This window comes from Corynebacterium sp. LK2537, from assembly GCF_040946485.1.
In the GTDB taxonomy this organism is placed as follows: domain Bacteria; phylum Actinomycetota; class Actinomycetes; order Mycobacteriales; family Mycobacteriaceae; genus Corynebacterium.
Map to the genome: position 1 here is coordinate 95,130 of NZ_JAYWLQ010000005.1, position 13,222 is coordinate 108,351.

Below are 13,222 nucleotides of genomic sequence, written 5' to 3' on the forward strand. Positions count from 1 at the left end.
GCGCCTCCGCGGTAGCCGCGGGCGCGGGCCGCTAGCGGCTGTGCCACTGCCAGGAAATAACGCGGGGGCCGTCTTCGTCCAGCGGGGCATCGTCGGCCCGGGCGCTCTCGCGGTCGATGCGCACGAGCAGGAAGTCGTCGCTGAGCTGCTCGACCAGTCCGCCGCCCCACTCGGCGACGACGACGGCGTCGGCCAGCTCCGTGTCCAGGTCCAGCGCGTCCAGGTCCCCGATGGGGTCGCCCGAGCCGGCGCCGAAGTCATCCAGCAGGCGGTAGGCGTCCACGTGCACCAGGTTCGGGCCGGACTGCTTCGCGCGGTGCTCCCGGGCGATGACGAAGGTCGGCGAGGTCACCCGGCCTTTCACACCCATGCCTTCGGCGATGCCCTGGGTCAGGGTGGTCTTGCCCGCGCCCAGCGGGCCGTCCAGGATCACCACGTCGCCGGCCTCCAGCGCGCGTCCCAGCCGCGCACCTAGATCCTGGGTCTGCTCGCGGGTGCTCAGGGTCTCGCTGCCCTGGGCGGGAAAATCGCTGCGCATCCTAGGCCTCCTGCCGGGGCAGGTAGGTCCGCTGGGTGCGCCCGGTGGGCCGGCAGACCACCTCGTAGTTGATGGTCCCGGCGGCGTTCGCCAGATCCGTGGCGCTGCGCCCGCCAGTGCCAAAAAGCACGGCCTCGTCCCCGATGGCCACCCCGTGCGGGTTGGAACCTAGGTCCACCACGACCTGGTCCATGCACACCCGGCCGACCTGCGGGTAGAGGTGGCCGTTGATGCCCACCTCCAGCTTGTCCTGGAAGTTGCGCGGCAGGCCGTCGGCGTAGCCGGCGGGCACGGTGGCCAGGTAGCCCGGCTCGGACGCGCTCCAGGTCAGGCCGTAGCAGGTGGCCTCCCCCGGCTCGATCGGTTTGACGTTGATGACGGTGGCGGCCCAGGTCATCGCCGGGCGCAGGTCGTGTTCCAGGCCCTCGATGGGCTCCAGGCCGTAGCAGGCCAGGCCCACGCGCACCTGCTCGAAGTAGGCGCTCGGGCGGGTCAGGGTGGCCGGGGAATTCGCCAGGTGGTTGACCGGGCACTCCAGGCCCATCGACCGCGCCTGCTCTAGCGCGTCGCGGAACTGCTGTTCCTGGTAGTCATTGTGCGGATGATCCGGGGTATCGGCGCACGCGAAGTGCGACATCAGGCCGGTGACCTCCAGGAAGGGGCAGTCGCGCAGCAGCTCAAAGGCCTCCGCCCAGTCCGCGCGCTGGATGCCGGAGCGGTGCATCCCGGTCTCCACGCCGATGATGACGCTGGCCGGGGTCTCCTGGTTGATGAGTGCCCGGGCGTGCTCCAGGGAGGGCACGCCGACGGTGATCCCGTGGGCTAAGACCTCCGAGAGATCGTCGCTGGGGTCCCAGATCCACGCCGCGATCGGCTGGTTGACGCCGACCTGGCGCAGGCGCACGGCCTCCGCCGTGGTGGCCACGCCGAAGGCGTCCGCGCCGGCGGCTGCCATCACGGGGGCCACCTTCTCGATTCCATGCCCGTAGGCGTCCGCCTTCACCACGCACATCAGCCGGGTGCCCGGTCCCACTTTGTCCTTGAGATAGGCAATATTGTGGGCGATGGCATCCAAATCGATGCGGGTGGTGAGTAACGACATGGAAGCTACTCTACCGTCACCGACTTTGCGAGGTTACGCGGCTGGTCCACGTCGTAGCCCTTGGCGGCGGCGACGTTGCAGGCGAAGATCTGCAGCGGCACGGTAGCCAGCAGCGGCTGCATCAGGGTCGGGGCCTGCGGGATGCGGATGATGTAGTCCGCGTAGTCCTCGACCGCGGTGTCGCCTTCCTCGGCGATGACCACGGTGACGGCGCCGCGGGCGCGGATCTCCTGGATGTTGGAGACCACCTTGGAGTGCAGCGAGTCGCGCCCGCGCGGGGACGGCACGATAACGAAGACCGGCTGGCCCTGCTCGATGAGCGCGATCGGGCCGTGCTTGAGCTCGCCGGCGGCGAAGCCCTCGGCGTGCAGGTAGGCGATTTCCTTCAGCTTCAGCGCGCCCTCCAGGGCGACGGGGAAGCCGACGTGGCGGCCCAGGAAGAGCACGGAGGTCGCGTTCTGCATGGACTTGGCCAGGTCCGCGACCTGCTGCTCGCCGTCGATGACCTCCTGGATCTTGTCCGGCATGGCGCGCAGCTCGCGCAGGGTGGATTCGACCTCGTCGGCAAACTTGTTGCCGCGCAGCTGCGCCAGGTACAGGCCCAGCAGGTAGGTGGCGGTGATCTGCGCCAGGAAGGCCTTGGTGGAGGCCACCGCGATCTCCGGGCCGGCGTGGGTGTACAGCGCGGCGTCGGACTCACGCGGGATGGACGAGCCCTGGGTGTTGCAGATGGCGATGACCTTCGCGCCCTGCTGGCGGGCGTGCCGCACGGCCATCAGGGTGTCCATGGTCTCGCCGGACTGGGACAGGGCCACCACGAGCGTCTTTTCGTTGACGATCGGATCGCGGTAGCGGAACTCGTGCGCCAGCTCCACCTCGGTGGGGATGCGGCACCAGTGCTCGATGGCGTAGCGGGCCACGTGGCCGGCGTAGGCGGCGGTGCCGCAGGCGATGACGATAATCTTGTCGATGGACTTGAGCACGGATTCCTCGATCCGCAGCTCGTCCAGGATCAGCTTGCCGGACTCGTCGAAGCGGCCCAGCAGGGTGTCGCGGACCGCGCTCGGCTGGTCGTGGATCTCCTTGTCCATGAAGGAGTCGAAGCCACCCTTTTCTGCCTGGGCGGCGTCCCACTTGATTTCAAACGGCTTGCCCTCGGCCGGGTTGCCGTCGTAATCGGTGATGGCGACCTCGTCCGCGGTGATGGTCACGACGCGGTCGTTATCGATCTCAACGGCGGACTTGGTGTAGTCGATGAAGCCCGACACGTCGGAGCCCAGGAAGTTCTCGCCCTCGCCCAGTCCGATGACCAGCGGCGAGTCGCGGCGGGCAGCCACGATGCGGTCCGGCTGATCCGCGTGGATGGCCAGCAGCGTGAAGGCGCCTTCGAAGCGCTGGCAGGCCAGCTGCATAGCGCGGGTCAGGTCACCCTCGGCCTCGCCGTGGAAGACGTCGGCGAGCACCGTGGCGGCGACCTCGGTGTCGGTCTCCGACGCGAAGTGGGCGCCCTTGTCGATGAGCTCGGTGCGCAGCTCGGAGAAGTTCTCGATGATGCCGTTGTGCACGACGGCGAGCTTCCCGCCGTCTACGACGTGCGGGTGGGCGTTGATGTCGGTGGGGCCGCCGTGGGTGGCCCAGCGGGTGTGGCCGATACCCAGGACCGAGTCCGGCACCGGGCGGCTGGCCAGCTCCTTATCCAGCTCGGCTACCTTGCCGGCCTTCTTGCGCCAACTGATTTCCCCGTCCGCGTACATCGCGATGCCGGCGGAGTCATAGCCGCGGTATTCCAGGCGGCGCAGCCCCTCCAGCACGACGTCGAGGGCAAAATATTCACGGTCGTTTCCCGATTGACCAACGTATCCGACGATTCCACACATAGCCCCAGATGTTACAGCATCATCCAGCACTCCGACGGATTCAGGTTGTATATTCACCTCGCCGTAATAATTGCCCGAAGTTTTCGGCCCCGGTCAGGTGCTACCGCGCCAAGGTTTGCTCTATCCTGGTAGATGTGTCTGCGAATTTGAAGAAGCATCTATCGACCCTGTCCAAGCGCGGCCCGCACCGGGTACTCGTCGGCGATCTGTCGTACGCCGGCCTGAACGGCAAGGTGTATGCCCCTGCCGAAGGCAACGCGTTGCCCGCCGTGGCCTTCGGCCACGACTGGATGAAGAAGGTGAAAAGCTACCACGCCACGCTGCGCCACCTGGCCTCGTGGGGGATCGTGGCGGTCGCCCCGGACACGGAGACCGGCTTTCACCCGAACCACCGCAACTTAGCCGCTGACATGGAAACCGCCCTGCAGATCGCCGCCGGCGTGAAGCTGGGCCAGGGCAATATCTCCGTCGGCCCGGGCAAGCTCGGCATGGTCGGCCACGGCATGGGCGGCGGCGCCGCAGTCCTGGCCAGCGTTGATAACGAGAAGGTGCGCGCTGTCGCGGCCATTTACCCCGCCTCCACTGCCCCGTCGGCCTCCCGCGCCGCCCGCCGCCTGGAGATCCCCGGCCTGGTCATCGGCTCCGGCCGCTCCGATATCTTCAGCGCCGGCAACCCGGCAAAGTTGGCCTACAACTGGGCCGGCGACTGCTCCTACCGGGAGATCGCCAAGGGCACCCAGCAGGGCTTTAGCGAAGACCGCCTGACCAAGCTCATGCTCGGCACCCCAGCCTTTGAGGGCGGCCCCACGGAGACCGCCCGCGGCCTTATCACCGGTTTCTTCCTCCACCAGCTCAACAACGACAGCAAGTACTCCGACTTCTCCGATCCGGAGGCCGTCGGCAAGAACGTGGAGAGCTTCATCGGCGAAGACCTCAGTGAGAAGGCCGGCGTCACCCGCGACGACTAGCCCCTCCGCAGCACGGATTTAACCTGCCCCGGCGCACTGGTGCGCTGGGGCTTTCTGCGTTCATCCCGCCCCACCCCGGGCCGCGCCGCCGATGCCCGCGCCGTCTTGCCGGTCGCCTTCGCCTCGGCACTGGCCTGGTGCTTGGCATTGTCCGCGGCCTTTTCTAAGTCTTCCTGCGCCTTGGCCAGGGTGCGTTCAAATTCCAACAGCCGCGCCGCGGTGCGCTGGCGGAACTGCCGGGCAAATTCGTCGAAGTCGTTTACCATCGTCCTGCCTTTCGGGCTCGCTCTTGCGGTTCATCTCCAGCTTCTTCCTCCGGCGCCTCCGGCTCTTGCGGGGCAGGGCCCGCCCGGCCACCGGCGTCCGCAGCCGGCGGTGTCGCCGGTTCGGGCGCTACCGGCTGGGCAGCAGGCTCGGGCGCCGGCTCAGGCGCCGGCGGCGCGGCATCCATATGGGCCAGCTTGCCTGCCGGCGGTTCCGGCTCTGGTACCTCTGACAGGTCCGGCGGCGACGGCTTAGGCGCAGGCTCCGGCTCGGGTTGTGGTTTAGGCTCCGGCTCCGGGCAAGGCTCGAGTTCTGGCTCTGGCTCAGGAGCTGGTTCTGGTTCCGGGCAGTCCATGCCCTCCAGGCACTCGGCCGCGGCCGCCAGCAGCAGGCCTGCCCCGATGAGGGCCACGCCAGCGCCGGCGACGCCGAGTGCGCCGCAGCAGCTGTGTGCGGGTTCGCACGGGACCGGTTCCGGGCAGGGCTCGGGTGCTGGCTCAGGTGCTGGCTCAGGTTCCGGTTCGGGTTCAGGCTCGGGTGCGGGCTGTCCGGCCGGTTCGGTCTCCGGTGCTGGCTCCGGCTCCGGGCAGGGCTCAGGCTCGGGTTCTGGCTCTGGTTTAGGTTCTGGCTCCGGGCACGGCTCAGGCTCGGGTTCCAGGCAGGGCTCAGGCTTGGGTTCCGGTTTAGGTTTGGGCTGCGGTTGCGGTTCTGGTTGTTTTTCTGGCTCTGGTTTTGGTTCCGGCTCTGGGGCCGGCTTGGGCGCAGGGTCCAGGGACGACGGTTCGGTCGGTGGTGGGCCGGCATCCGGAGCGGGCTGAGGCTGCGGTTTGGGCTCGGGCTTGGGTTGCGGTTCTGGTTTAGGCTTGGGCTCGGCCTCTGGCTTGGGCTCTGGCTGGCCCTCGGCGCAGGGCTCGGCTTCCGCGGGGGCTTGCGGTGGTTCGGGTGGTAGCGGGCGCTCGCAGGCGCACTCGCAGCGGCGCTCGAATTCCTCGTAGCAGCTGTCGATGGCCTCGTCGCGCTCCCGGCAGGTGCCGGCGACCTGCTTGTTGGTGTCCTCGATGACGCGGCCGCCGATGGCGGAGATGGCCGGGATGAGGAACTGGGCCACGGGGTGGCGGCGCAGCACCATGGCCAGGATGTCCAGCAGCCCGATGGCGGCGCTGAGCAGCTCCCCAATCGCGGAGTCGGAGATGTGCACCACGTCGTCGATGGCCTGGGCGCAATGCTCCGCGTCGCGGGCGAGCTCGTCGGCCTGGGTGCGGTCCTCCTCGTGGTCGTCGTTGAGGGTGCGCAGGCGGTCCAGCAGCTTATCGCCGGCGGCGAGGAAGCCGCCGCCGAAGAGGAATTCGCGCAGCTCCCCGCCGCCGCGGTTGGGCCGGTCCGCTCCCACGGCCGCGCGGGTGCCCGCCACCAGGTCGGCGCTGCTGAGCCCGTCGACGGAAGCGACCATCCGCTGCAGCACCCCGACGGGCAGGCTGGGGCCGGAATACGCGCCCTGGCTGGCCAGCTGGAAATTGCTCACCGAGCGGGAATAATCGGCTAGTTGGCTGCGGGCCATGGCGCTGGTGCTACTCATGGCTATCCCCCTGCCCCAGCCGGGCGCCGAATGCGTCATCGCCGCGGTAGAGGGCGGTGAACTGGTCGGCCGCGGCGCGCACGGTGTCATCCATGTTGTTAATGCGCCAGCCGCCCTGCTCATGCAGGCGGTTGAGCAGCTGTTGGATGCGCTGCCCGTGGCCGGCGAAGTCGCGGCCGGCGGCGACCTGCGGGTACTCCGGCACGCGGCGCAGGTGGGCCTGGCGCTGTGCGCTCACGCCGGTGGATACCTGGCGGAGGCGAGCGACAATATCAGTGTGGTCGAACTCGATTTCCGGCACCGAGGGACTCCCTTTCTTGCAGTCTCGTCTTTTTAAGGTCTTGGCCGCCCCGGTGGGAGCAGCTTCACCTTATTTGGACTGCCGGAAGTCCCCGGCGGTTCCCGCCAATTTCTGCGGGAACTTTTTAGGGTTTCGGGTGCCGGTGGTGCGGGTGGTTTAGACGCCGGCGACCACGGCGGCGAGCCGGCCGGCGACCTTGCGGGCCTGCTCTTCCTCGGCGGCTTCGACCATGACGCGGAAGAGTTCCTCGGTGCCCGACGGGCGCAGCAGCACGCGGCCGGTGCCGTGGAGTTCCTCCTCGGCCTGGGCGATGGCGGATTTCACCTCGTCGTTGCCCATGATGGCGGACTTGTCGGAGACCGGCACGTTGATGAGCACCTGCGGCAGGACCTTCATCACGCTGGCCAGCTCCTGCAGGGACTTACCGGAACGGGCCATGCGCGCCATGAGCGACAGGCCGGTCAGGGTGCCGTCGCCGGTGGTGCAGTCGTCGGGCAGGACGATGTGCCCGGACTGCTCGCCGCCCAGGGAGAAGTCGCCGCGGATGAGCTCTTCGACCACGTAGCGGTCGCCCACCTTGGTCTGGACAACCTCGATGCCCTGCTCTTGCATCGCCAGCGTCAGGCCCAGGTTGGACATGACGGTAGCGACCAGGGTCTTGTGGCGCAGGTCGTTGTCCTCGTGCATGCCGACGGCCAGGATGGCCATGATCTGGTCGCCGTCGACGACGTTGCCGGCGGCATCGACAGCCAGGCAGCGGTCGGCGTCGCCATCGTGGGCCAGGCCGAGATCCGCGCCGTGCTCCACGACGGCCTTCTGGGCCTGCTCGATGTGGGTGGAGCCGCAGTCCTCGTTGATGTTGAAGGCGTTCGGCTTGTGGTGAATCGGAATCACCGTCGCGCCGGCGGCCTCGTAGGCCTGCGGGGCGACCTTGGAGGCGGCGCCGTTGGCGGTATCCACCACCACGGTGATACCCGATAGGTCGGCGGTAACGACCTCGGCCAGGTGCTTGAGGTAGCGCTCGCGGGCATCGGGGGCCTCCGAGATGATGCGGCCCAGCTTGGTGCCGGTCGGGCCCTCCTCGCTCAGGGTGTCCATCGCCTGCTGGATTTCGTCTTCCACCGCGTCCGGCAGCTTCCGCCCTCCGGCGGAGAAGAACTTGATGCCGTTGTCCGGCATGGGGTTGTGCGACGCGGAAATCATCACGCCCAAGTCCGCCCCGTAGTCATCGGTGAGGAAGGCAATAGCCGGGGTCGGCAGCACGCCCACGCGCAGCACGTCCACGCCGCGGGAAGCGAGCCCGGAGGCGATCGCCGCGTCGAGCATCTCCCCGGACACGCGCGGGTCGCGGCCGATGATAGCGAGCGGGCGGCGCTCGTAGGATTCCCGGTTGGCGGTAAAAACCTCCGCCGCCGCTTGGCCAAGTTTCAGTGCCAGCATGGGGGTCAGCTTCTGGTTAGCCAGACCCCGTACTCCGTCGGTGCCAAATAGTCGAGTCATGTCCAACATTATGCCCCTAGCGTTATGCTTCGCGCGACCGGACCGGACCTATTCCCACTCGTTCCACTCACCTAAAGTGGGGTAGCCGCGCCAGCACCGAATAGCGCCGCGCCCGGACACGCTTAAAATGGCCCCATATGAGCGCAGGCGGAACCTTAAGAGAATCACTGATTAACGTCACCGGTCGAGCTACTAATGCGCTAGCAAGCGCATTACCCGGCCGCACTGTCGACGCGGAAAGCATTCAACCCATCGGCTGGCACCGCCACGCAGAAGGCGTGCGCCGGCTGCTGGATAGCTTCCAGGCCGTCCCCGCCGGCAAGCGGGTGCGCCTGGCGAAGAAGACCTCCAACCTCTTCCGCGGCCGCGAGTCCACCACCCCAGGGCTGGACGTGAGCGGCCTGGGCGGGGTCATCGCCATCGACCCGGTGGCCCAGACCGCCGACGTGCAGGGCATGTGCACCTACGAGGACCTGGTGGACGCGACCCTGCCCTTCGGGCTGGCACCGCTGGTGGTCCCGCAGCTGAAAACCATCACCCTGGGCGGGGCGGTCACCGGCATGGGGGTGGAATCCACCTCCTTCCGCAACGGCCTGCCGCACGAATCCGTGCTGGAGATGGACGTCCTCGACGGCAACGGGCAGATCGTGACCTGCTCGCGGGAAGAAAACGTGGACCTGTTCCGCACCTTCCCCAACTCCTACGGCTCGCTGGGCTACGCGGTCCGCCTGACCATCGAGCTCGAGGAAGTCCCCTCCCTCATCGAGGTCCGCTCCGTGCGCTTCCACGACCTGGAAAGCTTCCAGGACGCCCTGGCCGAGGCCTCCGCCAGCGGGGAATTCGACGGCACCCGCCTGCACGGCCTCGACGGGGTGGCCTTCAGCCCGCAGGAGGCCTACCTGGTGCTGGCGGTCGCGGCTGGCGATGCCGCCGTCCACACCTCGGACTACACCGGCCAGGCCATCTACTACCGCAGCCTGCAGCACCCTAACGGCACGAGCCACGACCTGCTGAGCATCCGCGACTACATCTGGCGCTGGGACACGGACTGGTTCTGGTGCTCCCGGGCCTTCGGGGCGCAGAACCCGACGGTGCGCAAGATCTGGCCGCGCCAGTGGCGCCGCAGCTCCTTCTACTGGAAGATCGTGCGCCTGGACCGCAAGTACCAGCTGGAATACAACTTCCTCAAAAAGCCCAAGGGCCTGCCGGCCTCCGAGCGGGTGGTCCAGGACGTGGAAGTCACCGCTGACAAGACCGCCCAGTGGCTCGACTGGTTCTTTTCCGCCAGCGATATCCAGCCGGTGTGGCTCTGCCCCATCCGGCTGCGCGACGGCGTCGAGGACCTAGTCGGCACCGGAGAGGTTACCGCTGAGTCGGACGCGCCCTGGCCGCTGTACCCCCTGAAGCCGGGAACGACCTGGGTAAACGTCGGGTTCTGGTCCGGGGTCCCGGCCGACCACGTCAGCCCGGCACAGGAGCCCGGCGCCTTCAACAAGGTCATCGAGGCCAAGGTCAGCGAGCTGGGCGGGCACAAGTCCCTGTACTCCGAGGCCTTTTATACCCCGGAGCAGTTCGCCGAGCTCTACGGCGGCGACCTGCCGGAGAAGATGAAACAGCAGGCCGACCCGGCGGGCCGTTTCCCCACCCTCTACGACAAGACCGTGAACAACTCTTAAACCAACGAAAGGAAGCCCTATCCATGCCCGGTAAGTTTCAGCCGATGACGGTAGCCGAGATTATCGATGCCTTCGTCCCCGCCGCCAACCCCTTCTACTGGACCGCGTTCGATGGTTCTTCCACCGGCAACCCGGACTCGCAGTATCACGTGTCCATCAACAACGTAGAGGGCCTGTCCTATATCGCCACCGCCCCGGGCGACGTCGGCCTGGCCCGCGCCTTTGTCACCGACGGCATCACGGTCAAGGGCGAGCACCTGGCGCACCCCTACGGCATCTTCGACGCCCTGCACGAGATGTACCGGAAATTCGAGCGGCCGGATACCAGCACGCTGCTGAAGATCGTGCGCTCGCTGGCGTCGATGGGAGCTATCCAGATCCAGCCGGTGCCGGAGGCCGAGCGCGCCGGCCGCTTCGAGCGCATGCTGCGCCAGGGCCTGTCCCGGCACTCCAAGGCACGCGACGCGGATGTCATCTCCGATCACTACGACGTGGGCAACGACTTCTACGAGCTCTTCCTGGGCGACTCCATGACCTATACCTGCGCCTACTACCCCAGCCCGGACGCGTCGCTGGACGAGGCCCAGGACAACAAGTACCGCCTGGTCTTTGAGAAGCTGCACCTGAAGGAAGGCGACCGCCACCTGGACATCGGCTGCGGCTGGGGCGGCATGGTCCGCTACGCCGCCCGCCAGGGCGTGAAGTCCATCGGCGTGACGCTCTCGCGCGAGCAGGCCGAGTGGGGCCAGAAGAAGATTCTGGAGGAAGGCCTCGAGGATCTGGCCGAGATCCGCTACATGGACTACCGCGACGTGCCGGAGGAGAACTTCGACGCCATCTCCTCCATCGGCTTGATGGAGCACATCGGCGTGAAGAACTACGCCAGCTACTTCGACTTCTTGTCCGGCAAGCTGCGCGAAGGCGGCGTGATGGTCAACCACTGCATCACCTACCCGGACAACCACAAGACCCCGCGCGGTTCCTTCATCGACCGCTACATCTTCCCCGACGGGGAGCTGACCGGCTCGGGCACCATCGTCCGCAAGATGCAGGACCACGGCTTCGAGGTCTTCCACGAGGAAAACCTGCGCTTCGACTACATGCGCACGCTGTCGGCCTGGTGCGAAAACCTCAAGGACAACTGGGAGGAGGCCGTCAGCCTGGTCGGCCTGCCGACCGCCCGCCTGTGGGGCATGTACATGGCCGGCTCCCAGTGGGGCTTCGAGCACAACATCGTCCAGCTCCACCAGGTCGTAGGCATCAAGCTGGACAAGACCGGCTCCCGCTGCGGCACCCCGGAACGCCGCTGGTGGAACGACTCGGTCTTCTAGACCCTCGCCGTCCTAGGCCCCGGCAAAGGACCCGGGTGTCCTAGGCCCCGGCCAACCCCGGGACTAGAAAACACAAACGCCGCTTGGGCTTCCCCAAAGGGAAGGGCCCAAGCGGCGTAAGTGTAAGTACCAGCGAAGAATTAACGCTTGGAGTACTGCGGGGCACGACGTGCCTTGTGCAGACCAGCCTTCTTGCGCTCGACGGCACGGGCGTCACGGGTGAGCAGGCCGGCCTTCTTCAGGGCGGCGCGGTCAGCCGGGTTGTAGACGTTGAGTGCACGGGCGATAGCCAGACGCAGAGCGCCGGCCTGGCCGGTCGGGCCGCCGCCGTTGACGGTGACCTTGATGTCGAACTGGTTCTCGCGGTCCAGCAGGGTCAGCGGAGTGAGGATGTCCTGCTGGTGCAGCTTGTTCGGGAAGTAGTCATCCAGGGTGCGGCCGTTGACCACGATCTCGCCGGAGCCGGCGATCAGGCGGACACGAGCGATGGCGCGCTTACGGCGACCAACGGTCTGGATCGGGCCCTCGTGGATAGCCGGGGCAGCAGCCTCGGTCTCCTCAGCGGCTTCCGGAGCAACGACGTCACCGATGGTGTTGGTGAACTCTTCGGTTGCGGCGGCTGCGGCTGCGATGTCGGCAGCGTCTGCCACGTTGTTATCGATGTTGTTCTGCTCGGTCATTACTGTGCCACCTGCTTAAGCTCGTAGGATTCCGGCTTCTGGCCGGCGTACGGGTGCTCCTCGCCTGCAAAGACGTGCAGCTTGCGGGCAGAAGAACGGGAAAGCTTGTTGTGCGGCATCATGCCGGTGACAGCTTCTTCGATAACGCGAACCGGGTTGGCGTCCAAAGACTGACCCAGGGTCATGGTCTTCAGACCACCCGGGTAGCCGGAGTGGCGGTAGCGCTTTTCGCGGTCACGCTTGTTGGAAGAGATGTGGATCTTGTCAGCGTTGATGATGATGACGTGGTCACCACAGTCAACGTTCGGTGCGAACTGCGGCTTGTGCTTGCCACGCAGCAGGTCTGCCACGGTGGAAGCGAGCTTGCCCAGCACCACGTCAGTAGCGTCGATGACGTACCACTTGCGGGTGATGTCACCGCTCTTAGGGTGGAAAGTAGACAAAATGACTCCTTGAAAGTCTGTCTCGGAACTGCCGGCCAACGCCATGGTCCTTCGACTGCCCCTAGATACAGCGGCCGGTGGAGACCTGCACTAGGCGCCGCGTCCAGCCCCAAAGCAGGGCTATCTCGCTCAGACACATAGGTCTAATACTTTAGTGGTTTCGCCCCAAAATCCCAAAACGCCGTTAGACGGCGGAAACGCTCCCCCACTACACACAAAACCCGCCTTCCCCATTTACCGGGGAAGGCGGGGTGACAGACGGGATTGTGTGGTGGGTGCGTTTAGCCCCAGCTGGCGGCGGCGCGGCGGTTGACGTCGCTCATGGCGTCGTTGCCCTCGGAGACGGTGCGGGAGATGGTCATCAGCACCTGGTTGAGCTCCAGGGCGGCGTTGTCCCACTTGCGCTGGGCCTGCTGGTAGGCGGCTGCGGACTCGCCCTCCCAGGTGGCGGCCATGGGCTCGATGATGGACTTGAGCTCGTCCAGCAGGCCGTTGATGCGGGCCGAGGTGGAGTTGATATCGGCAGCGGCGGCCTCGATGGCGCCGAATTCGTACTTGATAGCGGTCATGCGGGAATTTTTCCTTCCTGGTGTTTATCTGGTGTGCGCTCGCGCGGTGGGTGTTGTGCCGGGCGGCTACAGGGCCAAGCCGGCGCCGCCGACGTTGTTGAGGACCTGCGCGTTCTGGGCCTCGACGTCGTCGAAGTTGCGGGCGTTGCTGCGGATGTTGTCCGAGATGGCGGACAGGGCCTCGCGCAGCTGCTGGGCGGAGGCGTTGTAGCGCTGCATGAGGTTGTCGAAGGACAGCTGCGCGCGGCCCTCCCAGCTCGCGCGGGTGCCCTCCACGACGTTGTGCAGGCGGGTCAGCTCGCCCTGGACTTCCTCATTGGTCGAATCGACATGCCCGGCCGTGGCCTGCATGACCTCGGCTTCGGTCTTGAACGTAGTGTGCATAGTGTTCGCCCCT

At 66.8% G+C, this 13,222-nt stretch carries 14 protein-coding genes; 3 read left to right on the forward strand and 11 right to left on the reverse strand.

Features of this window, described 5'->3' with window-relative positions:
- Nucleotides 1-31: 31 nt before the first annotated feature.
- The 3 genes from tsaE to glmS are packed head-to-tail and all read right to left on the reverse strand — an operon-like array spanning nt 32 to nt 3,517.
- Complete coding sequence (gene tsaE, locus VVS03_RS07990) at nt 32-538, reverse strand: tRNA (adenosine(37)-N6)-threonylcarbamoyltransferase complex ATPase subunit type 1 TsaE (protein ID WP_368520814.1); 507 nt, start codon at nt 536-538, stop codon at nt 32-34.
- Nucleotide 539: 1 nt separating this feature from the next.
- Nucleotides 540-1,640 carry an alanine racemase gene (alr, locus tag VVS03_RS07995; protein WP_368534273.1) on the reverse strand — a complete coding sequence of 367 codons (1,101 nt, stop codon included), beginning with the start codon at nt 1,638-1,640 and terminating at the stop codon, nt 540-542.
- Between the two features lie 5 nt (nt 1,641-1,645).
- Entirely contained in the window at nt 1,646-3,517 is a 1,872-nt protein-coding gene (glmS, locus tag VVS03_RS08000; RefSeq protein ID WP_368520812.1) for a glutamine--fructose-6-phosphate transaminase (isomerizing), read from the reverse strand.
- Between the two features lie 134 nt (nt 3,518-3,651).
- On the opposite strand from glmS, the gene VVS03_RS08005 reads away from it, so the two are divergent.
- Entirely contained in the window at nt 3,652-4,485 is an 834-nt protein-coding gene (locus VVS03_RS08005; protein WP_368520811.1) for a dienelactone hydrolase family protein, read from the forward strand.
- Here VVS03_RS08005 and VVS03_RS08010 read toward each other — a convergent pair.
- The 4 genes from VVS03_RS08010 to glmM all read right to left on the reverse strand — a co-directional run bounded on the left by VVS03_RS08010 (nt 4,482) and on the right by glmM (nt 8,126).
- The gene (locus tag VVS03_RS08010) at nt 4,482-4,751 is read right to left on the reverse strand and encodes a hypothetical protein (RefSeq protein ID WP_368520810.1); all 270 of its coding nucleotides are present in this window, start codon (nt 4,749-4,751) and stop codon (nt 4,482-4,484) included. The genes VVS03_RS08005 and VVS03_RS08010 overlap by 4 nt on opposite strands.
- On the reverse strand, nt 4,745-6,325 hold the full coding sequence (locus VVS03_RS08015; RefSeq protein WP_368534656.1) for a zinc metalloprotease: 1,581 nt from the start codon (nt 6,323-6,325) through the stop codon (nt 4,745-4,747). Before VVS03_RS08015 ends, VVS03_RS08010 begins: the two co-directional genes overlap by 7 nt.
- Nucleotides 6,318-6,626 carry a hypothetical protein gene (locus VVS03_RS08020; RefSeq protein WP_368534657.1) on the reverse strand — a complete coding sequence of 103 codons (309 nt, stop codon included), beginning with the start codon at nt 6,624-6,626 and terminating at the stop codon, nt 6,318-6,320. The genes VVS03_RS08015 and VVS03_RS08020 overlap by 8 nt, the downstream gene beginning before the upstream one ends.
- Before the next feature lie 156 nt (nt 6,627-6,782).
- Nucleotides 6,783-8,126, reverse strand: a complete 1,344-nt coding sequence (gene glmM / locus VVS03_RS08025; protein ID WP_368520807.1) for a phosphoglucosamine mutase — start codon at nt 8,124-8,126, stop codon at nt 6,783-6,785.
- Between the two features lie 137 nt (nt 8,127-8,263).
- On the opposite strand from glmM, the gene VVS03_RS08030 reads away from it, so the two are divergent.
- Together VVS03_RS08030 and VVS03_RS08035 are read left to right on the forward strand one after the other, a co-directional pair.
- Nucleotides 8,264-9,802: an FAD-binding oxidoreductase gene (locus VVS03_RS08030; RefSeq protein ID WP_368520806.1), complete on the forward strand. Its 1,539-nt coding sequence runs from the start codon at nt 8,264-8,266 to the stop codon at nt 9,800-9,802.
- A gap of 23 nt (nt 9,803-9,825) precedes the next feature.
- Entirely contained in the window at nt 9,826-11,133 is a 1,308-nt protein-coding gene (locus VVS03_RS08035; protein WP_368520805.1) for a class I SAM-dependent methyltransferase, read from the forward strand.
- A 140-nt stretch (nt 11,134-11,273) separates the two neighbouring features.
- Here the strand turns inward: VVS03_RS08035 and rpsI are convergent, their stop codons facing one another.
- The 4 genes from rpsI to VVS03_RS08055 form a co-directional block, all read right to left on the reverse strand.
- Entirely contained in the window at nt 11,274-11,813 is a 540-nt protein-coding gene (rpsI, locus tag VVS03_RS08040) for a 30S ribosomal protein S9 (RefSeq protein WP_368520804.1), read from the reverse strand.
- Nucleotides 11,813-12,256, reverse strand: coding sequence for a 50S ribosomal protein L13 (gene rplM / locus VVS03_RS08045; RefSeq protein WP_070769166.1), 444 nt, complete (start codon nt 12,254-12,256; stop codon nt 11,813-11,815). The genes rpsI and rplM overlap by 1 nt, the downstream gene beginning before the upstream one ends.
- A 281-nt stretch (nt 12,257-12,537) precedes the next feature.
- Nucleotides 12,538-12,825, reverse strand: coding sequence for a WXG100 family type VII secretion target (locus tag VVS03_RS08050; RefSeq protein WP_070769165.1), 288 nt, complete (start codon nt 12,823-12,825; stop codon nt 12,538-12,540).
- Nucleotides 12,826-12,891: 66 nt separating this feature from the next.
- Nucleotides 12,892-13,209, reverse strand: a complete 318-nt coding sequence (locus VVS03_RS08055; RefSeq protein ID WP_368520803.1) for a WXG100 family type VII secretion target — start codon at nt 13,207-13,209, stop codon at nt 12,892-12,894.
- Between the last annotated feature and the right edge of the window lie 13 nt (nt 13,210-13,222).

Bases quoted from the DNA above. Each gene is read 5' to 3' on its own strand.
- VVS03_RS08050 (WP_070769165.1), bottom strand. From the start codon at position 12,825: ATGACCGCTATCAAGTACGAATTCGGCGCCATCGAGGCCGCCGCTGCC.
- VVS03_RS08035 (WP_368520805.1), top strand. From the start codon at position 9,826: ATGCCCGGTAAGTTTCAGCCGATGACGGTAGCCGAGATTATCGATGCC.
- VVS03_RS08010 (WP_368520810.1), bottom strand. From the start codon at position 4,751: ATGGTAAACGACTTCGACGAATTTGCCCGGCAGTTCCGCCAGCGCACC.
- rpsI (WP_368520804.1), bottom strand. From the start codon at position 11,813: ATGACCGAGCAGAACAACATCGATAACAACGTGGCAGACGCTGCCGAC.
- VVS03_RS08015 (WP_368534656.1), bottom strand. From the start codon at position 6,325: ATGAGTAGCACCAGCGCCATGGCCCGCAGCCAACTAGCCGATTATTCC.
- tsaE (WP_368520814.1), bottom strand. From the start codon at position 538: ATGCGCAGCGATTTTCCCGCCCAGGGCAGCGAGACCCTGAGCACCCGC.
- VVS03_RS08030 (WP_368520806.1), top strand. From the start codon at position 8,264: ATGAGCGCAGGCGGAACCTTAAGAGAATCACTGATTAACGTCACCGGT.
- glmS (WP_368520812.1), bottom strand. From the start codon at position 3,517: ATGTGTGGAATCGTCGGATACGTTGGTCAATCGGGAAACGACCGTGAA.
- glmM (WP_368520807.1), bottom strand. From the start codon at position 8,126: ATGACTCGACTATTTGGCACCGACGGAGTACGGGGTCTGGCTAACCAG.
- alr (WP_368534273.1), bottom strand. From the start codon at position 1,640: ATGTCGTTACTCACCACCCGCATCGATTTGGATGCCATCGCCCACAAT.
- VVS03_RS08055 (WP_368520803.1), bottom strand. From the start codon at position 13,209: ATGCACACTACGTTCAAGACCGAAGCCGAGGTCATGCAGGCCACGGCC.